General features: G+C 72.5%; 25 protein-coding genes. 11 read left to right on the top strand and 14 right to left on the bottom strand.

The window, feature by feature from the left end; genetic code table 11:
• Nucleotides 1–57: 57 nt before the first annotated feature.
• From ACFWXC_RS37445 to ACFWXC_RS37415, 7 genes are all read right to left on the bottom strand, one after another.
• Nucleotides 58–450 (bottom strand): acyl dehydratase, encoded by a 393-nt coding sequence (locus tag ACFWXC_RS37445; RefSeq protein WP_384485924.1) that lies wholly within the window; start codon nucleotides 448–450, stop codon nucleotides 58–60.
• Entirely contained in the window at nucleotides 447–968 is a 522-nt protein-coding gene (locus ACFWXC_RS37440; protein WP_384485922.1) for a MaoC family dehydratase N-terminal domain-containing protein, read from the bottom strand. Before ACFWXC_RS37440 ends, ACFWXC_RS37445 begins: the two co-directional genes overlap by 4 nt.
• Nucleotides 965–1,780, bottom strand: coding sequence for an IclR family transcriptional regulator (locus ACFWXC_RS37435; RefSeq protein WP_384485920.1), 816 nt, complete (start codon nucleotides 1,778–1,780; stop codon nucleotides 965–967). Before ACFWXC_RS37435 ends, ACFWXC_RS37440 begins: the two co-directional genes overlap by 4 nt.
• A 43-nt stretch (nucleotides 1,781–1,823) precedes the next feature.
• Nucleotides 1,824–2,693, bottom strand: a complete 870-nt coding sequence (locus ACFWXC_RS37430; protein WP_384485918.1) for an alpha/beta fold hydrolase — start codon at nucleotides 2,691–2,693, stop codon at nucleotides 1,824–1,826.
• A complete protein-coding gene (locus tag ACFWXC_RS37425) occupies nucleotides 2,690–3,649 on the bottom strand; it encodes a catechol 1,2-dioxygenase (RefSeq protein ID WP_384485916.1) in 960 nt (319 codons plus the stop codon). Before ACFWXC_RS37425 ends, ACFWXC_RS37430 begins: the two co-directional genes overlap by 4 nt.
• The gene (locus ACFWXC_RS37420) at nucleotides 3,646–4,971 is read right to left on the bottom strand and encodes a M20 family metallopeptidase (RefSeq protein WP_384485914.1); all 1,326 of its coding nucleotides are present in this window, start codon (nucleotides 4,969–4,971) and stop codon (nucleotides 3,646–3,648) included. Before ACFWXC_RS37420 ends, ACFWXC_RS37425 begins: the two co-directional genes overlap by 4 nt.
• 115 nt (nucleotides 4,972–5,086) lie before the next feature.
• Nucleotides 5,087–6,307, bottom strand: coding sequence for a Rieske 2Fe-2S domain-containing protein (locus ACFWXC_RS37415; protein WP_384485912.1), 1,221 nt, complete (start codon nucleotides 6,305–6,307; stop codon nucleotides 5,087–5,089).
• A gap of 258 nt (nucleotides 6,308–6,565) precedes the next feature.
• Between ACFWXC_RS37415 and ACFWXC_RS37410 the strand changes: the two genes are divergently transcribed.
• Genes ACFWXC_RS37410 through ACFWXC_RS37395 form a run of 4 tightly spaced genes read left to right on the top strand, consistent with a single transcriptional unit; the run spans nucleotide 6,566 to nucleotide 10,168 of the window.
• The gene (locus ACFWXC_RS37410) at nucleotides 6,566–7,567 is read left to right on the top strand and encodes an ABC transporter substrate-binding protein (protein ID WP_384485910.1); all 1,002 of its coding nucleotides are present in this window, start codon (nucleotides 6,566–6,568) and stop codon (nucleotides 7,565–7,567) included.
• Nucleotides 7,564–8,400, top strand: a complete 837-nt coding sequence (locus tag ACFWXC_RS37405; protein ID WP_384485908.1) for an ABC transporter ATP-binding protein — start codon at nucleotides 7,564–7,566, stop codon at nucleotides 8,398–8,400. Before ACFWXC_RS37410 ends, ACFWXC_RS37405 begins: the two co-directional genes overlap by 4 nt.
• Entirely contained in the window at nucleotides 8,397–9,218 is an 822-nt protein-coding gene (locus tag ACFWXC_RS37400) for an ABC transporter permease (RefSeq protein WP_384485906.1), read from the top strand. The genes ACFWXC_RS37405 and ACFWXC_RS37400 overlap by 4 nt, the downstream gene beginning before the upstream one ends.
• The gene (locus ACFWXC_RS37395; protein ID WP_384485904.1) at nucleotides 9,215–10,168 is read left to right on the top strand and encodes a zinc-binding alcohol dehydrogenase family protein; all 954 of its coding nucleotides are present in this window, start codon (nucleotides 9,215–9,217) and stop codon (nucleotides 10,166–10,168) included. The genes ACFWXC_RS37400 and ACFWXC_RS37395 overlap by 4 nt, the downstream gene beginning before the upstream one ends.
• Nucleotides 10,169–10,220: 52 nt before the next feature.
• On the opposite strand, the gene ACFWXC_RS37390 is transcribed toward ACFWXC_RS37395, so the two are convergent.
• The 3 genes from ACFWXC_RS37390 to ACFWXC_RS37380 form a co-directional block, all read right to left on the bottom strand.
• Nucleotides 10,221–10,583 (bottom strand): cupin domain-containing protein, encoded by a 363-nt coding sequence (locus tag ACFWXC_RS37390; RefSeq protein ID WP_384485902.1) that lies wholly within the window; start codon nucleotides 10,581–10,583, stop codon nucleotides 10,221–10,223.
• A 98-nt stretch (nucleotides 10,584–10,681) separates the two neighbouring features.
• On the bottom strand, nucleotides 10,682–11,095 hold the full coding sequence (locus tag ACFWXC_RS37385) for an acyl dehydratase (RefSeq protein WP_384485900.1): 414 nt from the start codon (nucleotides 11,093–11,095) through the stop codon (nucleotides 10,682–10,684).
• Nucleotides 11,092–11,577 (bottom strand): MaoC family dehydratase N-terminal domain-containing protein, encoded by a 486-nt coding sequence (locus ACFWXC_RS37380; protein WP_384485898.1) that lies wholly within the window; start codon nucleotides 11,575–11,577, stop codon nucleotides 11,092–11,094. Before ACFWXC_RS37380 ends, ACFWXC_RS37385 begins: the two co-directional genes overlap by 4 nt.
• A gap of 126 nt (nucleotides 11,578–11,703) precedes the next feature.
• Here ACFWXC_RS37380 and ACFWXC_RS37375 point away from each other — a divergent pair, with 126 nt between their 5' ends.
• The 5 genes from ACFWXC_RS37375 (at nucleotide 11,704) to ACFWXC_RS37355 (ending at nucleotide 20,759) form a co-directional block, all read left to right on the top strand.
• A complete protein-coding gene (locus ACFWXC_RS37375; protein WP_384485896.1) occupies nucleotides 11,704–12,570 on the top strand; it encodes an alpha/beta fold hydrolase in 867 nt (288 codons plus the stop codon).
• 17 nt (nucleotides 12,571–12,587) lie between these two features.
• Entirely contained in the window at nucleotides 12,588–14,903 is a 2,316-nt protein-coding gene (locus tag ACFWXC_RS37370; protein WP_384485894.1) for a CoA transferase, read from the top strand.
• Nucleotides 14,900–16,483: an AMP-binding protein gene (locus tag ACFWXC_RS37365; RefSeq protein WP_384485892.1), complete on the top strand. Its 1,584-nt coding sequence runs from the start codon at nucleotides 14,900–14,902 to the stop codon at nucleotides 16,481–16,483. The genes ACFWXC_RS37370 and ACFWXC_RS37365 overlap by 4 nt, the downstream gene beginning before the upstream one ends.
• 87 nt (nucleotides 16,484–16,570) lie before the next feature.
• On the top strand, nucleotides 16,571–17,734 hold the full coding sequence (locus ACFWXC_RS37360) for an exonuclease SbcCD subunit D (RefSeq protein WP_384485890.1): 1,164 nt from the start codon (nucleotides 16,571–16,573) through the stop codon (nucleotides 17,732–17,734).
• A gap of 34 nt (nucleotides 17,735–17,768) precedes the next feature.
• Nucleotides 17,769–20,759, top strand: coding sequence for an AAA family ATPase (locus tag ACFWXC_RS37355; protein WP_384485888.1), 2,991 nt, complete (start codon nucleotides 17,769–17,771; stop codon nucleotides 20,757–20,759).
• Here the strand turns inward: ACFWXC_RS37355 and ACFWXC_RS37350 are convergent.
• Nucleotides 20,756–21,202: an Lrp/AsnC family transcriptional regulator gene (locus ACFWXC_RS37350; protein ID WP_360495034.1), complete on the bottom strand. Its 447-nt coding sequence runs from the start codon at nucleotides 21,200–21,202 to the stop codon at nucleotides 20,756–20,758. The two genes, ACFWXC_RS37355 and ACFWXC_RS37350, sit on opposite strands and share 4 nt — an antisense overlap.
• A gap of 134 nt (nucleotides 21,203–21,336) precedes the next feature.
• Between ACFWXC_RS37350 and ACFWXC_RS37345 the strand changes: the two genes are divergently transcribed.
• Nucleotides 21,337–21,810, top strand: coding sequence for a rhodanese-like domain-containing protein (locus ACFWXC_RS37345; protein ID WP_384485886.1), 474 nt, complete (start codon nucleotides 21,337–21,339; stop codon nucleotides 21,808–21,810).
• 47 nt (nucleotides 21,811–21,857) lie between these two features.
• Complete coding sequence (locus ACFWXC_RS37340; protein ID WP_384485884.1) at nucleotides 21,858–22,373, top strand: immunity 21 family protein; 516 nt, start codon at nucleotides 21,858–21,860, stop codon at nucleotides 22,371–22,373.
• 7 nt (nucleotides 22,374–22,380) lie between these two features.
• On the opposite strand, the gene ACFWXC_RS37335 is transcribed toward ACFWXC_RS37340, so the two are convergent.
• Genes ACFWXC_RS37335 through ACFWXC_RS37325 form a run of 3 tightly spaced genes read right to left on the bottom strand, consistent with a single transcriptional unit; the run spans nucleotide 22,381 to nucleotide 25,256 of the window.
• Entirely contained in the window at nucleotides 22,381–23,613 is a 1,233-nt protein-coding gene (locus ACFWXC_RS37335; protein WP_384485882.1) for a cytochrome P450, read from the bottom strand.
• Nucleotides 23,614–23,647: 34 nt separating this feature from the next.
• Nucleotides 23,648–25,042, bottom strand: coding sequence for an NAD(P)/FAD-dependent oxidoreductase (locus tag ACFWXC_RS37330; RefSeq protein WP_384485880.1), 1,395 nt, complete (start codon nucleotides 25,040–25,042; stop codon nucleotides 23,648–23,650).
• On the bottom strand, nucleotides 25,029–25,256 hold the full coding sequence (locus ACFWXC_RS37325) for a ferredoxin (RefSeq protein WP_384485968.1): 228 nt from the start codon (nucleotides 25,254–25,256) through the stop codon (nucleotides 25,029–25,031). The genes ACFWXC_RS37330 and ACFWXC_RS37325 overlap by 14 nt, the downstream gene beginning before the upstream one ends.
• Between the last annotated feature and the right edge of the window lie 63 nt (nucleotides 25,257–25,319).

Genomic DNA, 25,319 nt, shown 5'->3' with positions numbered 1-25,319 from the left:
GCGTAGGAACGGGCCGCTCTCCGCCCAACGGAACCGGTCCGGCTGACGGGACGACGGTCAGGCGAGGGCCAGTTCGACGGTTCCCGTCACGCACGGGGTGCCGTCGGCCTTGTGGACGGCCACGTCCAGGGACACGCGCGCGCCCTCCACGGCCCGGACGGTCGCGGTCCAGGTGAGCGGTTCGCCGGCCACCGCGGTCGTACGGTTGCGCCAGCTCACCGTCTCCAGACGGGCGGCGGGTCCGGCCCACGCCAGCGCGTACCGGCTGAGTGTCTCGCCGTGCAGGGTGGACTGCACGACGACGTCCGGGAAGCCCTCCGAGGCGGCGAACCCGGCGTCGTAGTGGATGCGGTGGGCGTTCCAGGACACGGCGCTGAAGCGGAAGAGCTGGACGTTGCTGTGCGTGTACTGCCGCGGCGGACAGATGTCGCCGGCGAGGGGCGTGTTCATGCGGCTCCAGGGGAGTCGAGTGCCTCCATGACGACGATCGTCTCGTCGACGGCCGTCAGTTCGGTCCCGTCCGCCGAGGTGAAGCGGGTGGTGAGACCGAGCAGGACGAAGGCGCCGGACCGGCCCTGTTTGCGCTCGGCCGAGGTGACCGCACGCGAAGCGGTGACGCGACTGCCCGCGACCGGGGCCCGGCACAGCCGTACGGTCTGTCCGCCGTGCACCTGGCGCACCGGCAGGCCCTCGGTGCACGGTGACTCCCGGGCGGCCAGCCCGTCCGGCCGCAGGTCCCCCTCGACCGGCCCGTCCTCCCAGCTCATGGTGGCCGCGAGGAAGAGGACGGGCGCCTCGACCGCCGCGCCCGCCGCCTCCCGTTCCCGGGCCCGGCGGATGTAGTCGGCGTCGTTCAGCGCGGCGGCGTACCGGCAGAAGTCCTTGACGGTCACCGTGCCGCAGTCCTCGTCCTCCCACCGGCCGACGAGACTCCGGGCCCGGGCCAGTACCTGGTCCAGGACGCTCACAGAGCCGACCGCAGCGCCCGACCGATGCCCAGACCCGCGGTGCGCAGCGCGCTCGCGTGCGCGGCGGCGTCCACGCGGTAGGTCGGGGCGGTGATCGACAGAGCGCCGGCGAGGGTGTCCTGCCGGCCGAAGACGGGCACGGCCATGCTCATGTAGCCGAGCCGGACCTCTTCCGCCTCCGCGGCGATGCCCTCCGCCCGGATGCGCTCCACCTGACCGCGCAGCCGCCCCGGAGAGGTGATCGTGTGCCGGGTGAACGGTTTCAGCCCGTTCCTGACCACCTCCCCGAACAGGGTGGCGGGGGAGAAGGCCAGGATCGCCTTCCCGGTGGCGGTGCAGTACAGCGGGAGCCGCCCCGCCACCCGGGACTCCTCGCTCAGACCCCGGTGCGGCAGGATCTTCTCCAGGTAGACCACGTCGAGGCCGTCGTGGATCGCGAAGTGGATGGTCTCCTGGGTGGCCAGCAGCAGATCCTCCATGTACGGCTGGGCCACCTCGCGCAGGATCCGCTGCCGGTGCACCCGCTGCCCGATCTCGAAGAGCCGCAGCCCGAGCCGGTAGTCGCAGCCCGCCCGCTCCAGCAGTCCCCAGACGACCAGCTCCTGGCAGAGCCGGTGCACGGTCGCCTTCGCCACGCCCGTACGGCGCACGAGATCCGCGAGGGAGAGCGACTCGTCGTCGACGGTGAACGCCTCCAGGATGGGCCGCACCTTGCCGAGGACGGAGTTCATCGAGTCCGGACCGAGAGACGGCCCGGTCTCGGCAGGCGGGGCGGCAGGGGCCACGGCGCGGGCGATCGGGACGACGGTCATGGCAGACACCTCACGATCAGGGGTTACGGCTGGAATCTCACGATCAGTGACCGGATGACGACTCGGCGAGGAACGCGAGACTCAGCGGGTTGTACAGCGTGGCCTTCTCATGTTGCGGCCAATGCCCGCATTCGGTGAAGACCTCCAACCTCGCCCCGGGAATCGCGGCGGCGATCGCCTCGGCCTCCGGGACGTCCCCGAGCGGGTTCTTGTTGCCCCACACCACCAGTGTCGGGGCCTTGATCCGCGCCATCCGGTCGGGACGCAGCAGGTTCCGCTCGCGGGCGTCCACCTCCTGGAGGGCCAGCAGGTTGTGCAGGTTCCGCTGGAAGTCGGGGTGGTGGTAGATCTCGTAGCGCACCTGGGTCAGCTCCTCGCCCAGGTCCTCGTCCCACTCGGCCCACAGCAGGGCCAGCCGGTCGCGGGTGTAGGAGACCTCCGGCTCCAGGGCCGCGGCGCGGGTCGAGGTCTTCAGCCGCTCCATCACCGCCGGGTTGACCTTCGTACCGCCCATGCACAGCAGCTGGAGGGAGGCGACCCGGTCCGGGTGCTCGCTCGCCGCCCAGGACGACACCCACCCGCCCAGCGACTCGCCGACCAGGTGCGCGCGCTCGGCGCCCACCGCGTCGAGGTAGGCCATCAGGTGCTCCACGTACGCGGGGATCTCGCCCGGGCGGTCCGGCTTGCCGGTGTAGCCGTGGCCGAGCATGTCGATGGCGTGGCAGCGGTAGCCGGCCTCGGCGTGCGCCGGGATGTTGCGGACGAACGCCTCCAGGTGGCCGGTCGTGCCGTGCAGGAACACGACGTGCTCGCCGTCCTCGGGGCCGGCCTGCAGGGCGCGGGTGGTGACGTCGCCGGTCTTGACGTACGCGTGGCGGTAGTCGATGCCCGAGAGTTCGGTCCAGATGCTCATGACTGCCTTTCGGTGTGTGCCTGTGCGGGGTCGAGGACGGCGACGCCCATTCCGGTGAGCCACTCGGGCATCGGTTCGTACGCCAGCCGGCGGCCGGGCACGTGGTCGAGCACGGCCGACATGAGCAGCCAGGTGCGCAGCTCCTGCGCTCCGTTGCCGGCGACCTTCTCCAACTCCTCGGTGGAGTACGCGGTGATCCGCGCGGTCTCGCCGCGCTCGACGAGGGACAGGAAGCCGTCGTCGAACTCGGGGTTGAGCGCGGCCTCGGCGGCGCGGATGATCTCGCGGCGCCGGACGTCGTAGTCCTGCCAGTTCTCCCGGCCGTTCAGCCAGGCGCCGACCATGAACTCCTCGTCGTCGCCGTGCGGTTCCCGCCAGTCCGGCCAGGGCAGCCGGTGCGAGAGCCCGCCCGAGCCGATCACCGCGACGCGCCGGTCGCCGGGGAAGGCCAGTACGGCGTCCCGGATCGCCCGGCCCAGTTCCTCGCAGCGCGTGAGGGTGGGCAGGGGCGGGGCGAAGACGTTCACGACGAGCGGCACGATCTCCACGTCCAGCCCTTCGAGGAGGTACTGGATCGCGTGCGACTGGCCGTGGTCGATCTGGAGCCTGGCCGAGAACGCCGGGTCGAAACCGCCGTCTTCCACGAGGGAGCCGGCGATGTGCCGGGCCAGGGGGACGTCCACCGGCTGGGGGCCCTTCGGGGTGCCCGACTCGCCGCTCGCTATGCACTCGCCGACACCGATGGTGAAGCTCGGGATCAGGTCGAGCCAGAAGCCGCGGAAGTGGTTGGAGCCGACCAGGATCACGGTGTCGGGGCGGGCCGCGGCCAGGGCCTCCCGGGCCTCGACGAGCGCGTCGCGGAACCGCTCGGCGCGGTCCTTGTGGAAGGTCTCCTCCCAGTGGGTGTTCATCAGCGTGCTGTGGGATGCGCCGACGCCCAGGACGATCTCGGTCACGGTGTTGCTCCTTCCACCTCGGCGCGGGACCGGGTGACGGTGTCGACCGCCGTACGGATCAGATGGCGCGTCAGCTTCTCCATGGCCTGTACGGAGACGGTGTTCATGCCGCGGGCGAAGTCGATGTCGAACAGGGAGTCCGTGACCTTCGGCATGCCGACCCGCACGGTCGGGATGCCGCGCCCGCGCAGGATGTTGGCGTCGGTGGCCCCGCTGTTGCCCCGGATCACCTCGTGCGCGCGTCCCTCGAAGGCCTCCCAGCCGGCGGTCGCCGAGCGGCAGATCCAGCTCTCCGGGTCGGTCCGGGTGCCGGGGATCGCCAGGACCAGGTCGGCGGTGACGTCCGCCGGCACCTTGTCCAGGGCCGCGAGGAACTCCCGCTTGGCCTGCATCGGTGTCGTGTCCGGGCCGATGCGCAGGTCCACCATGAGGGTGCAGGCGGCCGGTGTCACCGCCGCCATCCGGGGCCAGCCGCCGCGGATCGAGGAGACGATGCCCTGCGGCGCGACCGTGCCGGCGGTGTGCCGGTCGGCGTACTCGACGAACCACTCCTCCAGATGCCGGGCGACCTCACCGGCGCGCGCGACGGCGTTGTCGTAGGGGAGGCGGTGGCGTGAGCCCACATAGGTGTGCGTGCCGTGGACCGTCACCTCGAACCACACGAGGCCGACCTCGTCCCAGGACACCGTCCAGCCGGGCTTGGCGATGAGCGCGTAGTCGGTCCACACGCCCTGCTCCAGGAGGAACGAACAGCCCACCCCCTGACCGGTGTTGCGGCGGGTGCCGCCGGGCCGGGCGTTGGTGGGCATGCCGCCCGCGCCGAAGGCCGCGACCAGGTCGCCGGTGAGCGGGATCCCGGCGAGGGCGATCGCCTCGGCGGCCATCATCACGCAGGCGGCGTGGCCCTTCGGGTTGGAGGCGCCGAGGCCGACGACCAGGTCGTCGTGGACGGTGGCCCGCGGGCGCATGTCGTCCCGCAGCTCCGGCCCGATCCAGGGCAGGTCCTCGCTCTCCTCGCCCACGGTCAGGGTGTCGATCGGGGCGTACAGCATGAGGTCGGGGCCGGTGCCGTCGCCGGAGAGCCGGGCCCAGGCGTTGGCCTGCCGGTCGTCCAGGGACTGGACCCGGGCAGGGCAGCCGGCGGCCGTGAGGGTGGCGGCGATGTGCTCCGCGAGCGGGCCCTCGTCGCCGGTGGGGCTCGGGATGTCGACGAGACCGGTGATCAGCTCGCGCAACCGGTCGCCGGAGACCTGCCGCCAGGCGTCCTCGACCCAGCCGCGCCGCCGGGCGTCCAGCCCCGCCAACTCGCCTGCGGCGCTCATTGGTTGATCCTGTGGACCTGGGTCATGGTGGTGCGCGCGAAGCGCTTCCTGGCCAGCGGGAGCCCGATGGCGATCCCGGCCCCGATCAGCAGGGTGAGCAGTGTGCGGCCCATGGTCATGCCTTCTTCTCGTCGGTGCCGGCATGGGAACCGCTGCCGGCGAGCTTCTTGCCGTACTCCTCCTCGCTGAGGTTCCGCCAGGCGGTCAGCGAGATGTCGGGGCGGTAGAGCTTCTCCGGGGGTGCGTCGGTGATGTCGACCATCCACGCGTCCTGGCCGGAGAACTGGCCGTGGAACAGCCAGCGGATCGCGCCCAGGTACTTGCCGTAGAAGCGCAGGGTGTCCCAGCCCTCGGTGAAGTTGACCATCACGCCGACGTAGCGGTGGTTGTCCTCGTCGACGGGGACGTAGAACTCGTAGTGGATGAAGTTCGGATACGCGATGCGCAGCACGCCGGGCATCGACAGCGACGCGAAGCCGGGGAACTCCTGGGCCTCGATCGTCGGGTCGACCTTGTCGGGCTTGCCCGTGTTGCCGATGTTGAAGGTCTCCTTCGGCGGCTGGGCCTTCCACCAGCGCTTGTTGGTCCAGCGGCCGACGCCGGGGAACTCCGCCTCCCAGTACACCTCGTCCTGCACGCGGAAGATCCAGCGGCCCTTGGCCACGATCCGGGTGATGTTCCAGGTGGGCATCGGCTTGAAGAGCCGCCACAGGGCCGTGCGGTGCAGGTACTTGGCGTGGCCCTCGTCGAAGCCGTTCTCGCAGGCGAAGCGCCAGTTGCCGCTGCGCGGATCGATCCGGCCGCCCATCACGAAGGCGTTGGAGACGAGTTCCTCGGGCAGTTGCGAGTCGATGGGGTGCGGTTCCTCGTCGGCGAGGGGGATGTACACCCACACCATGCCGAGGCGCTCCTCGACCGGGTACGTCCGCACCGAGACCTTGCCGGTCAGGCGGCAGCCGGGCCCGTCGGTGATGACCGCGGCCAGCTTGCCGGTGGGCAGGTCGAAGGTCCAGCCGTGGTACGGGCAGCTGACCGTGCCGGGGAACTGCTGGTTGCCCTCGGACAGCGGCACACCGCGGTGCGGACAGCGGTTGTGCAGCGCGTACGCGGTGCCGCCGTCCCGGATCAGTGTGATCTTCTCGCCGCAGATCGTGAACGGGAGCGGATCGGCGGTGATGTGGCTGGACCAGGTGACCGGATACCAGTACCCGCGAAAGCCCGCGCCCGCGGCGTCGTAGTGCGGCCACGACTTCCAGTCCTGGCGGCCGGGCTCTCCTGCTGGTCTGCGGCGGCTCCGGACCGGGGGCGGTGTGTCGGGAGAGTCGTCGACCGTCATCGTGGGCGTCCTCCTGCTGCCGGGTGAGCTGTGAGGTGAGCATGCGGCGGGCCGCAGGATCCGCCCAAGGGACCCGGTCCGCTGAGCAGACCGGGTCGCGTGGAGCCGCCGGAAGACCGGGGCCCACCTGCGCGTCCCGTTCAGCGGACCCTTGTCGATGCGCGACGGACACCCTCCGTTCTACGGTGCGCCAAATCCCGTGCCGCCCCCCACCGACCAGCCGAAGCCGGCGGTCTCCCATCGACCCCTGAGGTACTCATGGAGACACGGTCCACGACACGCCACCCCCTCGCAGGCCCCGCCGCCCTCGCCGTCGCACTGCTCACGCTCTCCGCGTGCAGCGCGGCCACCACCGACTCCGCCGCCGGCTCCGGCCAGAGCGCCGCGGGCCCCACGATCCGCATCGGCGTCGGTATCGACGCCTCGTACGCGCCCTTCTTCCTCGCCGACGCCGAAGGCCTGTGGGCCAAGCACGGTGTGAACGTCGAGCTGGTCCAGTTCGGGCAGGGCAGCGAAGGCGTCAACAACCTCGTCGCCGGCCAGGTCCAGATGTCCGGAAACTCGGACAGCACCACCATCAGCATGCTGCCCCAGGACCCCGACCTGCGGTCCTTGATGGTCTACGAGCAGTCCGGGAAGTACCTCAAGGTCGTCCTCGGCCCGAAGGTGGCGTCCCCTGCGAAGATCCGCAAGATGGCCGTGGCCCCGGGGCTGTCCGAACTCGCGGCGACCCGGTTCCTGGAGTCGAAGGGCATCGACCCGAAGTCGGTCGAGTTCGTCACCGCCGACCCGCCCGAGATCCCGGCGCTGATGAAGAAGGGCGACGTCGACGCGTACGTGCTGTGGGAGCCCTGGCCCACCAAGGGGGTCGCACAGGGCGGCAGGATCCTGGAGAACACCGGCGCCTACGGCGTGACCTACTCCCAGTGGCTGCTCACCAGCGCCGCCTGGCTGAAGGCCAATTCCGACACCGCCACCAAGGTCGCACAGGCCCTGGAGGAGGCGTCCCGGCTGACCGAGACCGACCCCGAGGCCGCGGCCCAGGCGACCGAAAAAGCGGTGAAGGTCCCGGCGGCCCAGACCCTGACCGCCATCAAGGAAATCGACTTCGGAGCCCGCGACTTCACCGCCGCCGACCTCAAGGGATACGCGGACACGGCCAAGTTCTTCGTCGACACCGGCAAGGTCAAGGCCCAACCGGACGTGTCGGCGGCCGTCCAACGCGGTTGGTTCACCCAGCACTTGAAGGGAACCTCATGACGGAGGCCGTGGGGACCCACCCCCCGCAGACCGGTCGCCGCGGCGCGGCCCTGACCGCCGACGGCGTCGGTATCCGCTTCGACTCCTTCCAGGCCGTACGGAACATCTCCCTCGACATCGCCGCCGGTGAGTTCCTCTGCCTGCTCGGCCCCAGCGGCTGCGGCAAGTCGACGCTGCTGTCCGCCATGGCGGGCTTCGTGACCGCGGACGAAGGCACTCTGTCCGTCGGCGGTTCCCCGATCACCGGTCCCGATCCGGAGCTGGGCATGGTCTTCCAGAGCAGCGAGGCGCTGTTCGACTGGATGACGGTGCGTCAGAACGTGGCGTTCGGCCCACGGATGCGCGGCGCCTCACGCGCGGAACAGACGAAGCTCGCCGACGAGTACCTGGGCCTGGTGGGGCTGCGCCACTGCGCGGACCGCTTTCCGGGGCAGCTCAGCGGTGGCATGCGCCAGCGGGTGCAGATCGCCCGCGTACTGGCCAACGAACCGGGCGTCATGCTGATGGACGAGCCGTTCGGGGCGCTCGACGCGCAGACCCGGCAGGTGATGCAGGAGGAGACGGACCGCGTCTGGCGCGCCTCGGGCTGCACCGTCGTCTTCGTCACCCACGACATCGACGAGGCGATCCTGCTGGCCGACCGGATCGCCGTCATGACGGCGGGCCCGGCGGCCTCGGTGAAGTCCGTCTATCCGGTGGACCTGCCCAGGCCCCGGGACGAGGACGATCCGGCCGCCGTCGAACTGCGGCGCCGGCTGCGGGAGGACATCGGCGAAGAGGTCCGCAAGGCGCTGCGCGACCAAGGGCTCGACACCGAGGAGGACGAGCGATGACCGTCGCGACGGCTGCCGCCGCCGGCAGCGCGGAAAGCCGCAAACGCCCGGCCTGGGCGAGCGTACGACGGCTGCGCACGATCGGGATGTACACCCTGTCCGTCCTCGTCGGTCTCGGCGTCTGGCAGCTGCTGGCGATGCGGTACGGCTCCTCGCTGGTCGCCTCCCCGAGCGAAACCCTCAGCGCCGCACGCCAGTTGGCGGCGGACGGCACACTCACCAACTCGATCGTCGCCTCCAGCCGGCGGATCCTGATCGGCTGGGGGCTCGGCGTCCTCGTCGGCGCACCGGTCGGTCTGCTCGTCGGACAGGTCCCGGTGGTACGCCAACTCCTGGAGCCCTACATCGAGTTCTTCCGGTTCATCCCGCCGGTCGCCTTCGTGACCCTGGCGGTGGTGTGGCTGGGCATCGGCGAGTCGTCCAAGGTCGTCCTGATCTTCTACACGGCCGTCTTCATCGTCACGGTGAACACCAGCGCCGGCGTGCTGGCCGTGAGCGAGTCGAAGCTGCGGGCCGCGCAGAACCTGGGCGCGAGCCGCCGCCAGATCCTCCAGGGGATCGTGCTGCCCTCGACCGTGCCGCACATCGTCACCGGTGCGCGCCTCGCCATGGGCAACAGCTTCCTGACCATCGTCTCCGCCGAGATCGTCGCCTCCCGGGTCGGGCTCGGCTCACTGATCTGGACCTCCCGCAACTACGGGCGGATCGACTGGGTCTTCGTCGGAATCATCACCCTGGGAATCCTCGGGTTCGTCTTCGACCGCGTCCTGCGGATCGTCGCGTCCCGCGTTCTGCGTCGATACGGAGTGAAGCTGTGACAACCGGTACGTCCCGCGCCCTGGTCCTGGAGACCTTCGGTTCCCTGCCCCGCCTGGTGGAGCGCCCGGTGCCGGAACCCCGCCCCGGCCACACCCTCGTACGGATGCGGGCGGCCCAGGTCGGCCACCTCGATCTGAACGTCGTGGACGGCAGGTTCGGCATCCTCCCCGATCTGCCGGCGGTACCGGGCACCACGGGATGCGGGGTCGTCCTCGCCTCGGACACCCACCCCGAGGGCAGCCTCGTCCGGCTCGGCGGGAAGGGCCTCGGCCTGCGCCGCGACGGCTGCTGGGCCGAGCACGCGCTGGTGCCGGACGCCGCCGTGGAGGCGGTCGCGGAGGGCACGGACCCCGCCCTGGCGTGCAGTTGGTTCTCGCCGGCGGGCACCGCGTGGGCGGCGGTGCACACGGTCGCCGCCGTACGACCGGGGGAGCGGGTGCTCGTGACCGGCGCGGCGGGCGCGGTCGGGGCGCTGACCGTGCAGGTCGCCGCGCGGGCCGGAGCCGAGGTGGTCGGCGTGGTCGGCCGGCCGGCCAAGCTCGGTCACGTCCCGGCTCCCGCCAAGCCCGTCCTCGCCGCCGAACTGTCCGCGGAGTCGGCGGGCGGGCAGTTCGACGTCCTCATCGACACGGTGGGCGGCCCGGTGCTGCGGGACGCCCTCCCGCTGGTCCGCCCGCGGGGCCGGGCCGCGCTCGTCGGCTACACCGCCGGACGCGAGTTCACCGTGGACCTCGCGGACTTCCTGCTGGCCGACGTGTCCGTGCTGCCGGTGAACCTGATGTCGCGGGGGAAGGAGGTCGCCGCCGACGCGGAGGGCCTGCTGGCCGACCTGCGGTCGGGGGCGCTGACCCTGGAGATCGAGCGCCACGGCCTCGACGGGCTGGCGGAGGCCGCCGACCGGCTGCGGACCGGCGAGGCGATCGGCAAGGTGGTGCTGGACCTGGACTGAAGGACCCCGGCGCCGCACCCGCGGCCGGCGACGCGCGCCCCGGTCCCGACGCTCAGGGTGCCGCTCGGCCGGCCGGGTCGGGGTAGGTGATGACCAGCATCGTCACCCCGTCCTCGGAGGTCCAGGGCCCGTGCGGCATGCCGGGCGGGCGGCACGCGTACATGCCGGCGATGAAGGTCGTGTCCAGCGTGAGGTCGTGCAGGGCTCCCGACAGGAGGTGGACCTCCTCCCAGAAGCCGTGCCGTGTCACGCCCTGGGCGGACGTGTCGGTGCCCGGCGCCCACCGCACGAGCGCGGTGCGGGCACCGGTGGCCGGGTCCTCGGCGAGGGTCTGTTCCTGTACGCCGAGGGCGGCTCCCGGTGGTGTGGTCCAGGGCGCGTCGGGCCGGTGGAACTCCAGCTCGGGCTTGCTCATCGGCACACCTCCGGTCGTCGGCCGCACACTTCTCGTCCACGGATCGTATGCGCTGGTCCCCCAGGACGAGCCGACCGCGGTGCACCCCCTGGGCCCGTCTACCCCGGGACCACCACCGCCCGCCCCCGGCAACACACCACGCCTTCGGCACCGCAGTGCTCGACCAGATCGAGAGTGACCGCACCGCTGACCGCGTCCACGGACGCCACGGTGCCGGTCACCACCAGCCGGTCACCCACGTGGGCCGGCGCCCGGTTCTGCCACCCCACCTCCCGCACCTGTCCGCCCGTGCCCGCGAACTCCGCGGCGGCACGGTAGAAGAGACAGCCGTGCAGCTGAGCCATCACGACCGGCCCGGCCAGCCCCTCCGACCGGGCGAACCCGGTGTCGTAGTGGATGCGATGGGCATTGCGGGTGACCGCGCCGAACCGCAGCAGGGTGACCGCATCGGGCGTCAGCTCCACGGGCAGGACCGCCTGCCCCACGACGATCCGCCGCGCCTGCTCCGTCATCGGACGATGAACCTCTCCGTGACCTCCACCAGCGTCCCCCGTTCCGCGCCGTACACCTTCTCCACGGTGAGCAGCAGGAAGCCCTCGCCGCTGCCCTTGCGCTCCACGGCCGTGAGCGTGCGCCGCATCTCGATCCGGTCTCCCGGCCGCACCGCCCCGATCCAGCGCACGGCCTGCCCGCCCGCCATCAGCCGGACGTCGAGCCCGTCGGTGCCGGGCACCTCGTCGCGGTACATGCCGTCCGGCCGGAACTCCGCCGGGTCGGCCCCGGGTGCCCCGCGCAACAGACTCACCACGTACATCGGATGGACGGCGAAGTCGGCGCAGGCGGGATCGACGAGACACGGCGTGCTCTCCCCGGCCGCCCGCGCGAACTCCGCCGCGTCCTCGGCCCGTACGATCCCCAGCGAGCGCCGCTCCGCACTCCCGATCGACGCCCGGGCCCGTTCCTCGGCCAGCTCCAGCACGGTGTTGTGGATCATGCGTTGCCTCCTGCGGTCGTCCGGTGCCCGGACGCTAGGGACGGCCGGCGCCGGCCGCCACGGAACCGGCCCGCTCAGCGGACCGTTCCGCTTGGGCGGGGATCGCCGCCGTCCCACCATCGGTCCATGGACCTCATGGACATCCAGGCGCCCCCGGAGGGCACCTACGCGGAAGCGGACGGCGTCAAGTACCACTACGTCGAACTGGGGGAGGGCAGCGCCACGGTCTTCCTGCACGGCGGCGGCCCCGGCTGCACCGGATGGTCGGACTTCGGGCAGGTGGCACCCCTGTTCGCCGCGGACCGCCGGTGCCTGCTCGTGGACATCCTGCAGTACGGGAAGTCCGCCAAGCCCGTCATCGAGGGCCCCATGTGGGACTACCACGCGGCAAAGACCGTGGCACTGCTCGACGAACTCGGTATCGAGCGGGCCGACTTCGTCTGCAACTCGTGGGGCGGCACCATCGCGCTCAACCTGGCCGCCAAGTACCCGGAACGCGTACGGTCGCTGGTGATCACCGGCAGCATGCCCGTCTTCTACGGCCCGCTCGCCCCCCTGCCGGAGGGCGGCCGCCGTGGCCGCAACGCCCGCGACGTGTACTACGGCGGCACCGGCCCCTCGTGGCAGAAGATGCGCGAACTCATCGCCCGCCTGGAGTGGTTCGACCCCGACGCCATCCCCGACGGCACCGTGACCCTGCGCCACGAACAGAGCCTCGACCCGGAGGAGACAGCCCTGGCAGGCGCCTCCGACAACCCGCGCGGCGACTGGCAGGACCTCACCGCCGAACTCGGCCGGATCGCCGCGCCGACGCTCTTCGTGTGGGGCATGCACGACGCGTTCCTGACCCCCGACTACCCGCTGATGCTGGCCCGCATGATCCCCAAGGGCAACCTGCACGTGATCAGCGAGGCCTCCCACCACCCGCAGGAGGAACGGCCGTACGACTACTACAGCGTCGTCTCCGGCTTCCTGAACCAGCGGCACAACTGACTCTCCGGGGAGGAGACATGAGCGAGACCGCCGTGCGTGTCGTCGAACTGTCCAGCCCCTTCACCCGGTTCGCGGGCAGGCTGCTGGTCGGGCTCGGGTACGAGGTCGTGCTCGTCGAGCCGCCGGAAGGCGACGCGACCCGACGCGACCTCGACGGCGACGCGTTCGTCCACTGGCACGCGGGCAAGCGATCGGTGGTCCCCGCCACGCCCGAGGACCTGCGTCGCCTGCTGGCGGGCGCCGACGTGCTGCTCGACGGGAGTCCGAGCGGAGCCGAGGCACTCACCGACGGTCTGGATCACCTGGTACACGTCCGCGTCACCCCGTTCGGCCTCGTCGGCCCCCGCACCGACTGGCAGGGCACCGACCTCGTGGTGGCCGCGCTGGGCGGGATGCTCGCACAGGTCGGTGATCCGGACGGCCCGCCGCTGCGGCTCCCGGAGCACCAGGCCGAGCAGCTCGCCGGCGTCAACGCGGCGATCGCCGCCGTGCTCGGCCTGCGCGCCCGGCGGAGCGGCCCGGGACAGCTCGTCGACGTGTCGGCCCAGGCATGCGTGGCGGCGGCCCTGGAGGCCGGAACCCTCGCCTACCTGCACGAGGACCGGGTGCCGCCACGCCCGGGCCGCGTCCATCCGCTGGTTCCGCACGGTCTGTTCCGGGCCGCCGACGGCTACCTGGGCGGTGGTCTAGGCGGCAGCCCGCGGATGTGGGACGCGCTGCTCGACTGGCTGCGCGAGGAGGGCGCGGCGGCCGATCTCACGGAACCGCGCTGGCAGGACCCGGTCGAACGCAAGAAGCACCAGGAGCACGTCTTCAAGGTCGTCCAGGACTTCGTGGGGACGTGGCCGAAGGCCGAGTTCGCGGAGCGGGCCCAGGCCAGGAAGCTGCCCTGGGCCGCCGTCGACCTGCCCCACGAACTTCCCCGCAACCCGCAGCTCGAGGCCCGCGGCTTCTTCACCCGGGTCCGCACCGAGGCGGGGGAGCGGACCGACCTGGGCTTCCCGTTCGCGTTCCCGGAAGGCCGCCGGGTCCGTGAGCTGGACGTACCTGGTCCGGGCGCGGACCAGGACCTGCTCGGCGAACACCGTCCGAAACCTTCTGCCGCGGACCCGCAGGACCCCGTACGCCCCGCCCTCCACGGCATCCGGGTCCTCGACCTGACGTGGGTCCTCGCCGGGCCGTACTGCACGAAGATCCTGGCCGACCACGGCGCCGACGTGATCAAGGTGGAGTCCGCGGGCCGCCCCGACCCCACCCGCTTCGCCCCCTTCATGCACCTGTCCCGCGGCCCGCACACGAACCCGGACACCAACGGTTACTTCAACGAGGTCAACCGCAACAAGCGCAGCATCGCGCTCGACACCCGGACCGGCGAAGGCGTCGCGGTGCTGCGGGACCTCATCGCCCACTGCGACGTGCTCGTGGAGAACTTCAGTTCCACGGTCATGAAGAAACTCGGCCTGGGCTACGAGGAGTTGCGCCGGATCAACCCGGACCTCGTGTACGTCAGCATGTCGGGGATGGGGCACACCGGGCCGCGCAACGGCTGGGTGTCCTACGCCGACACGGTCTCGGCGAGCTCGGGACTGACCGGACTGACCGGCTGGGGACCGGGCGACGTGGTCGGCGTGATCTACGGTCACGGCGACATCGTCGCGGGCCTGCAGGCAGCCCTCGCCACGGTGGCGGCGCTGGAACACCGGGCCGCCACCGGGCGCGGGCAGCACGTCGACCTGTCCCAGCTGGAGGCGATCGCCGCCCACATGGGCACCAGCCTCCTCGGCGGACCGCAGGTGGAGCCGAGCGGCAACACTCACCCGAGGTGGAGCCCGCAGGGCGTCTACCGATGCCTCGGCGCCGACCGCTGGCTGGCCGTCAGCGTGCGCGACGATGCCGAATGGGCGGCGCTGTGCGAGGTGATCGGCCGCCCCGGACTCGCCACCGACGAGCGGACCCGGACGGCCGAGGCACGCAGGCACGCGGTACCCCTGGTCGATGCCGCGCTGGAGGAGTGGACCCGCACGATGCCCGCCGACCTCGCCGCCGAGGCGCTCCAGGCACACGGCGTCCCGGCCGGAGCCGTCCAGGACGGCCGTGAACTGGTCGAACACGACCCGCAGTTGCGGGCCCGCGGATTCTACGTGCGCAAGGAGCACCCGGTCGCGGGAGCCTTCCTGCACGAGGGCGTCCCGATCCGCCTCACCCGCACACCCGGCGCGATCCGCACGGCCGCACCCGTCCTCGGCGCCGACACCGACGCCGTACTGAGCGAGGTGGCCGGGTTTCCGGCCGAGCGCGTCCGGGAGCTCCGGGAGGCCGGAGTGCTGCGGTGAACGACACCATCCCCGGTCTGCTCGACGCGGCGGCCCGGGACTTCGGTGAACGGACCTTCCTGCGCGTGGGAGAGGTGACGCGGACGTACGCGCAGTCCCGTACGGCCGCGGCCACGATGGCGGGAGCGCTCGCGGAGCGCGGCTGCCGGCCGGGCGACCGTGTCGCCGTGATGGCCGGCAACCGGATCGAGGTCGTCGACCTGATCCTCGGCTGTGCCTGGCTGGGAGCGGTGCTGGTCCCGCTCAACACCGGCCTGCGGGCCGGCGGGCTGCGGCATGTCCTGCGCGAGGCCGGACCGCGGTTCCTGCTCGCGGAACCGGAGGCGGCCGGGCGCGCCGTCGAGGCCGGCTTCCGGGGGGAGTTGTGGATCGTGGGCGGGGACGACGTCCCCGTGCCGGGCGCGGCCCACGCCGTACCGGCGGCCCGCGTGCGTCCGGAGGACACCGCCTTCGTCCTGTTCACCTCGGGCACCACGGGAACGGCGCGGGGCGTGCGCTGTCCGCACGCCCAGACCGTGTGGTGGGGCCGCAACGTCGCGGACTCGCTCCGCCTCACCGCCGACGACGTGCTGTACACCTGCCTGCCGCTCTTCCACACCAACGCCCTCAACACCCTGGCGCACGCCATGGCCGTCGGAGCGAGCTGTGTCATCGGCGAGCGGTTCTCCGCCACCCGTTACTGGGAGCGGGTGGCCGGGGCCGGTGCCACCGCCGTCTACCTGCTGGGCGCGATGGTGCCCATGCTCCTCGCCCAGCCCCCGGGCCCCGGCGACCGTGCGCACCGGGCCTGGCGCGGTCTCTCCCCGGCCACCCCCGGCTCCGCGTGGCAGCCCTTCCGCGAGCGGTTCGGGGTCACTCTCGTCGACGGATTCGGTTCCACGGAGACGAACCTCGTCATCGGGTCGACTCCCGAGCATCAGCGGCCCGGCTACGTGGGCACGGTGCGCGACGGCTTCTCCGCGCGCGTCGTCGACGACCGCCTCGCCCCGGTCCCGGACGGCGTGCCCGGTGAGCTGCTGGTCCGCAGCGCCCGTGCGTTCGCCTTCAGCACCGGCTACCTGGGGGAGCCCGAGCCGGACCGCACCGCCTGGCGGCATACCGGCGACCGGGTGGTCCGCGAACCCGACGGATGGTTCCGCTTCGTCGACCGGATCAAGGACGTCATCCGCCGGCGCGGCGAGAACGTCTCCTCGCAGGAGGTGGAGTCGGCCGTCCGCACGCACCCGGCGGTCGCCGACGCGGCGGCCTTCCCGGTGCCCTCGGAACTGGCCGAGGACGAGGTCATGGTCGCGGTCGTCCCCCGGCCCGGTCACCTGCTGAACGCTCCGGACCTCCTGCGGCACTGCGCGGGCGAGCTGCCCGCCTTCGCGGTGCCCCGGTACGTCGACACCGTCCCGGAGCTGCCGCTCACCGAGACCGGCAAGGTCCGCAAGGCGGTCCTGCGGGAGCGTGGGGTCACCGCCACCACCTGGGACCGTGAGAGCCACCAAACGGATTTTATGGAACATCTCATGCCATATGCTGTCAGAAGTGATGGTGAATCTGAGGGTAGTGGTGGATCAGGGGACGGCAGGCGTTAGCGTGGTGGGTGCTGATGGCGAGCCTGTGCTGGTTCGTGCTGGTTTTTGAGGGGTAGCAGGGGTGAATGTGCAGGGCGGCGCGATTTCATGAGATTTCTGCACACTTCCGACTGGCATCTCGGCCGTGCCTTCCACCGGGTGAACATGCTCGGCGCCCAGGCCGAGTTCATCGGCCACCTCGTGGCGACCGTGCGTGAGCACGCCGTCGACGCCGTGGTCGTGTCGGGAGACGTGTACGACCGTGCCGTCCCGCCGCTGGCCGCGGTCGAGCTGTTCGACGACGCCCTGCACCGGCTCGCCGACCTGGGCGTGCCCACGGTGATGATCTCCGGGAACCACGACTCGGCCCGCCGTCTCGGCGTCGGCGCCGGTCTCATCGACCGCGCCGGCATCCATCTGCGCACCGACCCGTCGGCCTGCGGCACGCCCGTCGTCCTCGCCGACGCCTTCGGCGACGTCGCCTTCTACGGCCTGCCGTATCTCGAACCCGCCCTGGTGAAGGACGAGTTCGCCGTCGAGAAGGCCGGGCACGAGGCGGTGCTGGCCGCCGCCATGGACCGCGTCCGCGCCGACCTCGCCGCCCGCGCGCCCGGCACGCGTTCCGTCGTCCTCGCGCACGCCTTCGTCACCGGCGGCGAGGCCAGCGACAGCGAGCGCGACATCACCGTCGGCGGAGTGGCCGCCGTCCCCGCCGGAGTCTTCGACGGCGTCGGCTACGTGGCACTCGGCCATCTGCACGGCTGCCAGACCCTCACCGAGCGCGTCCGCTACTCCGGCTCCCCGCTGGCCTACTCCTTCTCCGAGGCCGACCACCGCAAGAGCATGTGGCTCGTCGACCTGGCCGCCGACGGCGCCGTCACCGCCGAACGCCTCGACTGCCCGGTCCCGCGCCCGCTTGCCCGCATCCGCGGCACGCTCGACGACCTGCTCGCCGACCCCGCCCTGACCCGGCACGAGGACGCCTGGATCGAGGCCACCCTCACCGACCCGGTCCGCCCCGCCGACCCCATGGCCCGCCTCACCGACCGCTTCCCGCACGCCCTCAGCCTGGTCTTCGCCCCCGACCGCGCCCCGGAAGACCCCGACGTGACCTACGCCCGCCGCCTGGCCGGCCGCACCGACCGCCAGATCGCCGAGGACTTCGTCGCCCATGTCCGCGGCGCCGGCCCCGACCAACGGGAACTGACCGTGCTGGGCGAGGCGTTCGACGCCGTGCGCGCGGACGCCACGGTGCGGGAGGTGGCGCGGTGAGGACCCACACGCGACGGAACACGGAGGCCGTGCGGTGAGGCTGCACCGGCTCGACATCACCGCCTTCGGCCCCTTCGGCTCCACCCAGAGTGTCGACTTCGACGCGCTCTCCGGCGCCGGGCTCTTCCTCCTGCACGGCCCGACCGGCGCCGGGAAGACCTCCGTCCTGGACGCCGTCTGCTACGCGCTGTACGGCACTGTCCCGGGCGCCCGCCAGAGCGGCCAGGGCCTCACCCTGCGCAGCGACCACGCCGACCCGGCCACCCGCACCGAGATCCGCCTCGAACTCACCGTCGGCGGACGCCGGTTGGAGATCACCCGGCAGCCGCCCTGGGAGCGCCCCAAGAAACGCGGCTCGGGCACCACCCTCGACAAGGCCCAGACCTGGCTGCGCGAGTACGACGCGACAGGCGGCGCGTGGAAGGACCTCAGCCGCTCCCACCAGGAGATCGGCGAGGAGATCAGCCAGCTGCTCGGCATGAGCCGCGAGCAGTTCTGCCAGGTCGTCCTGCTGCCCCAGGGCGACTTCGCCCGCTTCCTGCGCGCCGACGCAGGCGCCCGCGGCCAGCTGCTCGGCCGCCTCTTCGACACCCAGCGCTTCGCCGACGTCGAGAAGCGCCTCGCCGAGCGCCGCAGGACGACCGAGGCCCGGGTGCGGGAGGGCGACTCCGCGCTGCTGGCCGACGCGCACCGCATGCAGCAGGAAGCCGGCGACGCGATGGAGCTGCCGGAGCTGACCCCGGGCGAGCCCGGTCTCGCCGAGGCCGTCCTCACCGCCGCCGCCGTCGCCCGCAGCACCGCCCGCGAGCACCTCACCCTCGCCCACTGCCGCCTCACCGCGGCCGAGTCCGCCCAGTTCGCCGCCGACCGCGCACTGGCCGCCGTCCGCGAACTGGCCCGGTTGCAGGGCCGGTTCGCCGAGGCGCGGGAGCGGGCCGGACGGCTGGAGGAGCGGGCCGGGGACCGCCATGAGACGCAGGCGCGGATGGAGCGGGGGCGGCGGGCGGCGGCGGTGGCGCCGGCGCTGGAGCTGCGGGAGGCCGCCGAGGCCGGGCACCGCGGGGCGGCCGCCGCCGAGGCACGCGCGCGTGCGCTGCTGCCGGAGACCTTCGCCGAAGCCGGAGCGGCAGGGCTCGCCACCGCTGCCCGCCGGGCCGCCGAGGAGCTGGGCGGGCTGGAGTCCGCGCGCCGGGCCGAGCGACGGCTCGCCGAGGTCGTCGACGAGCGCGGGCACCTGGACCGGCAGGAACGGGACGACGAGGACGCCCGGCGCGAGGCAGCGGCCTGGCTCGCCGACTGGGACGCCCTGCGCGCGGGACTGCAGTCCCGTATCGACTCCGCCCAGGAGGCCGCGACCCGCGCCGAGCAGTTCGCCGTACAGCGCGAACCCGCCCACCGGCGGCTGGCGGCGGCACGGCTGCGGGACGAGCTGGGCCGGGACACGGACGAGGCCCAGCGCACGGCCCTGACCTCCGCGCGCCAGGCCGTCGACGCCCGGGCCCACTGGCTCGACCTCAAGGAACAGCGGCTGAACGGCATCGCCGCCGAGCTGGCCGCCGATCTCACCGACGGCGCACCCTGCGCGGTCTGCGGGTCCACCGAACATCCCGCGCCCGCACGGAAGTTCGCGGGGCACGTCGACCGGGAGGCGGAGGAGCGCGCGCTCGCCGCCTACCAGCGCGCCGACGAACAGCACGCCGGGGACGAGCGGCGCCTCGGCACCGTCCGCGAGGCACTGGCCGCCGCCACCGCCGAGGCGGCCGACACGCCTACCGGCCAACTCGCCGCCCAGGCCGACGAGTTGGAGCAGGAGTACGCGCGAGCCCGGCGCGGTGCCTCCGACCTGCACGCGGCACACGAGGAGCTGCGGCTCGCCGAGCAGGAGCGCGAGCGCCGGCTGACCGGCCGGCAGCAGGCCGAGGTCCGGGCCGCCTCCCGGCTGACCCGGCGTGACGGCCTCGACGCCCAACAGGCCTCCCTGGAGGAGGAGTTGGCGAAAGCCCGGAGCGGTGCGGCCAGCGTCGCCACCCGGGCCGCGCAGCTGGAGCGGCAGACGGCGCTGCTCACCGACGCCGCCGACACCGCCCGCGCCGCCGACGACACCGCCCGGCACCTGAAGGACGCCGACGCGCGGCTCGCCGACGCCGCCTTCCGGGCCGGCTTCGACACCCCGCAGGCCGCGGCCGCCGCCCTCCTCGACGACACCGCCCACCGGGAACTCCAACGGCGTCTGGACGACTGGCAGTCCGAGGAGGCGGCGGTGCGCGCGGTACTGGCGGAGGCCGACACCGCGGCGGCCGCCCAGCAGCCGCCCGCCGACCTCGACGCGGCGGAAGCCGACGCCGCCGCGGCGGGCCGGCGGCTGCGCGACGCCGCCTCCGCCCGGGACCGGGCCGCCGGCTGCTGCGCCGAACTCGACCGGCTGTCCGCCCGCGCCACCGAGGGCGTACGCCGGCTCGGGCCGCTGCGCGAGGAGTACGAGCGGGTCGCCCGGCTCGCCGCCCTCACCGCCGGCACCTCCGCCGACAACGAGCGCCGGATGCGGCTGGAGTCGTACGTCCTGGCCGCCCGCCTGGAACAGGTCGCCGCCGCCGCGACCGTACGCCTGCACCGCATGTCCTCCGGCCGCTACACCCTCGTCCACTCCGACGACCGCACCGGACGCGGCCGCAGCGGCCTCGGGCTGCACGTCGTCGACGCCTGGACCGGACGGGAACGGGACACCGCCACCCTGTCCGGCGGCGAGACCTTCTTCGCCTCCCTCGCGCTCGCCCTCGGCCTCGCCGACGTCGTCACCGACGAGGCCGGCGGGGTCCGGCTCGACACCCTCTTCATCGACGAGGGCTTCGGCAGCCTCGACGAACAGACCCTGGACGAGGTCCTCGACGTCCTCGACTCGCTGCGCGAACGCGACCGCAGCGTGGGCATCGTCAGCCATGTCGCCGACCTGCGCCGCCGCATCCACGCCCAACTGGAGGTGGCGAAGGACAGGTCGGGCTCGGCGCTGCACCAGCGCGGGGTCTAGGTGCCGATGGCGCGGCGGGGGAGGGGCGAGGAGTAGACGACGCTCGTCGTCACCGAGCCCAGGGTGCCGATCCTGCCGGAGATCTCCTCCAGGTGGCGCATCGAGCGGGCGGTGACCTTGATGACGAAGCAGTCGTCGCCGGTGACGTGGTGCGCCTCCAGGATCTCGGGGGTGGCGGCGACCAGGTCGTGGAACGGCCGGTAGTTGCCGTTGGGGTAGCGCAGCCGGACGAAGGCGAGGATCGGCAGGCCCAGCCGCTCCGGGTCGACCACGGCCGCGTACCCCTGGATCACGCCCGCCTCCTCCAGGCGGCGCACCCGCTCGGTCACCGCGCTCGGGGACATCGCGACGGCACGCGCCAGCTCCGCGAAGCTGGCCCGGCCCTCGCGCTGGAGGACATCGAGGATGCGCCAGTCGGTGGCGTCCGGGGAAAACACGGTCATGGGCGATGGATAACAGGGAATCCCCGGCCGGACAAGGCCGGGGCCGCGGATCACACCTTCAGGGCGGTCGGTCACCGGCCGTAGATTTCGGGTCAAGGAGATCCGCCGCACCGGCGGCCAGCGAAAGGCCCCAGATGCCCGCCACCACCGTGAACCCCGTCCTGCGCGTCGCCCCCGCCGCCCCCGCCGAGGCCGCCGCCCACTTCCGGGCGAGCCTCGTCTTCCACGCCGACGTCTCCGACGTGGCCGCCGCCCTCGCCGCCGACGGCGACCCCGGCTTCGTCGTCCTGGACTCCCGCTCCACCGAGTCCTGGGACCAGGGCCACATCCCCGGCGCCGTCCACCTGCCCACCGCGCTCATCCCCGAGCAGGCGGACCAACTCCTCGACCGGGACGTGCCCGTGGTGACCTACTGCTGGGGTCCCGGCTGCAACGGCGCGACGCGGGCCGCCCTCGCGCTGGCCCAACTCGGCTTCCGGGTCAAGGAGATGCTCGGCGGGTTCGAGTACTGGGTGCGTGAGGGCTTCGAGTTCGAGACCTGGCAGGGCCGTGCGCGCCGGGATCCGGACCCGCTGACCGCACCCGTCCAGGGCGACTGCGGTTGCTGATTCCCGGGGGCGAAGGTGCGCCGTCGCTGTACGTGTAGGTTCACCCCATGACTCGTTATGCGGATCCAGGCGCGGTGGAGTGGGTGGAGTCGGGCGGCGGCCCGCTCGTGGCGGTCCCGGAGACGGTCCTGCCGTTCTGGGCCGGAGCCGACAGCGAGGAACTGGCCACCGACTACGACCGGGCCTGCGAGGTCGACGGCTATGTCGGACTGCTCCCGGTCGGGGACAGCGCGGCCCTGGTCCTCGGCGACGAACCCGCCTCGACGTCCTTCCTGCCGGACCACGGCACGTTCGTACGCTGGTCCGCGGCCAACTCCGAGGACGAGCTCCTGGCCCAGGTCCCCGCCGCGCTGGACACCGCCGTGTGGGAGAACGAGATCCGCTGGCAGGTGCCGGGCCCCGTCGTCCTGTTCGACTCCGCCTGGCCGGGTGGCGAGGCCGAGGGCGGGGACCATCTGCGGGTCCCGCTGGAGCCCGGCACCTACCAGGTGCGCGCCGCCTACACCAGGCCCGGCCCGGAAACCTGGCTGGGCCTGGTGCAGTTGCGCAGGATCGAGTCCTGACCCGCCGTCACTTCACCCCGTCGATCGCGATGTTGAGGTGGCGCGGGCCGCGGAGCACCGCGTTGGGACGATAGGGCGGCGGGTCCTCGACCAGCCGCGGATTGTCGAGCCGGCGGGCCAGCTGCGACAGCGCGAGCTGGGCTTCGATGCGGGCCAGCGGAGCGCCGAAGCAACTGTGGATGCCGCTGCCGAAGCCGAGGTGCTGGATGTCCTGGCGATCCGGGTCGAAGCGGTCGGGGTCCTGGAACCGCTCCGGGTCCCGGTTGCCGGCGCCCAGGACGAGCCAGATGCGCGAGCCCTTGGGAATGGTCACCCCGCGCACCTCGATGTCGGCGATACAGGTGCGCTGCGGCACGAGCTGCACCGGCGGCTCGTAACGCAGCAGTTCCTCCACGATCCGCACCGACAGCCCCGGGTCGTTGCGCAGCCGCTCCAGGATCTCCGGGTGCCGCAGCAGTGTGAGCATGCCGTTGGTGATCAGGTTGACGGTCGTCTCATGGCCGGCGATGAGCAGCAGCACCGCGGTGCTCAGTACCTCCATGGTCGTCATGGAACCGTCCGGACCACTGCTGTGCACCAGGTCGGACAGCATGTCGTCACGGGGCTCCCTGGCGCGCTGCTCCACCAGCCCGTTCAGGTACATGCCGAGCTGCAGCCGGGCCTCCTGCGCGGTGCGCTGGGAGTCGGCGGCCGTACGGGTGTCGGGGTCCAGGCCGGCGACGATCGGGTCGACCCAGGTACGGAAGCGGGGCTCGTCCTCGCGCGGCACGCCGAGCAGCCGGCAGATCGCGGTGACCGGGAAGGGGTACGCGACCTGGTCGACGAGGTCGATCTCCCGTGCGTCCCCGAGGCCGTCGATGAGACCGGTGATGATCTCCTCCAGCTGGCCCCGCATGTTCTCGATCCGGAGCGGCCGGTGCGGTGGCCCGAAGGAGCTGTTGGCGATCCTGCGCAGCCGGTCGTGCTCCGGCGGGTCGAGCCGGATGAAGCTCGGCGGCAGTCCCGTCGCCTCCGGACCGGACAGGTCGTCCCGCCCGCCGACGGTCACATTGGACTCGTCGGAGCTGATCCGCGGATCGTGGAGCAGGGCCTCGATGTCGTGGTAAGAGCTGATGAGGTAAGGACCGTCGTCCTCCTCATGCAGCACCGGCGTCTTGCGGAGTTCCTCGTACACCGGGTACGGGTTGGCGCGGTTCGCGAAGTCGGTGATCTGGCGCAACATCGAGGTCTGCGTCGTCATGACAGGTCCTTGGAGCGTCGGGGCCGGGGCACGGTCAGTGGCGGGCGGGGTGGAAGACCAGCTGCTGGTCGGTCGGCGAGTAGCCGCTGAGGGTCACCATGGGGCCGTGCGTCGGCAGGGCGGGGTCCGGGAAATCGGCGTCGACCGGCACCCGGCCCTCGGGGCGGCGGTCCACCGTCGGGAACTCCACCGGGAACGGCGCGCCCTTCTCGATCTGCCGCTGGTAGAACTCCAGCCACCGGGTGTTGTCGAAGCTCACCGCGGCGATCGTCCGGCCCTTGTAGCCGTACACCCCGACGAACCGGCGTTCGGCCAGCGAGCCCTGCGTGATCATGATCTGCTCGCCCATCGGCGGCACCCCGACCGACTTGATGTTCACCCCGAACTGGGACGACCAGAACGCCGGCACCCACAGGTGCGGCCTGCGCTCGGCGCTCGGGCTGATCATGTTGTGCGCGGCGATCTCGGCCTGCGCGACCGCGTTGCCCCAGTGCTCCAGGGAGAGGAACTGGTAGCCGAACAGCGCGTGCGGGGACCGGGCGACATCGCCGGCGACGAAGATGTCGTCGGTCACGATGCCCCGGAAGTCGAAGGCACGGCAGCCCGCGTCGCAGGCGATGCCCTGGGGGCCCGCGCCGAGACCGGATCCGGTGAGCCAGCCGGTGTTGCGGGTCGCGCCGAGCGACACGATCACGACGTCCGCCTCGACGATGTTCTCGTCGGACAGATGGACGGCGCGCACCCGGCCCGCCGGGTCGCCCTCCAGCGCGGTGACCATGACCCCGGTGCGCAGGTCCACCCCGTTCTCGCGGTGCATGTCGGCCGCGACCGCGCCGATCACCCCGCCCAGGGCGCCCACCAGCGGCGCGCCCGCGCGCTCCGCCACGGTGACCTCGATGCCGTGCTCCCGGCAGGCCGAGGCGATCTCCGAACCGGTGAACCCGGCGCCGATCACGAACACCCGGCGCGGGCCGGCCTTCAGCCGCCGCAGCAGCGCGGCCGCGTCGTCCCGGGTGCGCAGGGTGAACACGCCGTCCAGCCGGGCCTCGTCCTCCTTGGGCCAGGGCCGGGCGCTCACTCCGGTCGCGATCAGCAGACGGTCGTACTCGACCTCGTCGCCGTCGGCCAGCCGTACCCGCCTGGCCTCGATGTCGAGACCGGTCGCCGCCACCCCCAGCCGCCACTTCGCGTCGACCTCCCGGCGGTGGGGCAGCTCGGTGTGGAGCGGGGACGCCTTGCCGAGCAGCACCCCCTTGGACAGCGGCGGCCGGTCGTACGGCTCGTACGGCTCGTCGCCGATCATGGTGAGTTCGCCGGCGAAGCCCTCGGCACGCAGCGTCTCGGCGGCGCGCAGCCCGGCCAGCGAGGCACCCACGATCACGATCCGGCCCTCGCGCCGGAGCCAGTCGAGGTAGTCAGCGGGCGGCATCGGAGGTCCTCCCCACGGCCACGTCCAGACCGTCGGCCGTGATCGCCTGCACGGGGCAGGCGGCGACGGCGCGGGCCAGCCGCTCCCGCTGCTCCGCCTCGGCGTGCGGGTTGTAGACGAGCGATTCCTCGCCGTGCATGGTGAAGACGTCCGGAGCGAGGAACGCGCACTGCGCGTATCCCTGACATCTGTTGAGATCGACGACAAGGCGCATCATGGCTTCGCCCTTCCGGTGGCCAGGTGTCGTGCGTACCGCCAGCCCTCCGTCCGGTGCCGG

This window comes from Streptomyces sp. NPDC058683, assembly GCF_042716195.1.
Classification (GTDB): Bacteria; Actinomycetota; Actinomycetes; order Streptomycetales; family Streptomycetaceae; genus Streptomyces.
This window is presented reverse-complemented; position numbering and strand designations above follow the sequence as displayed.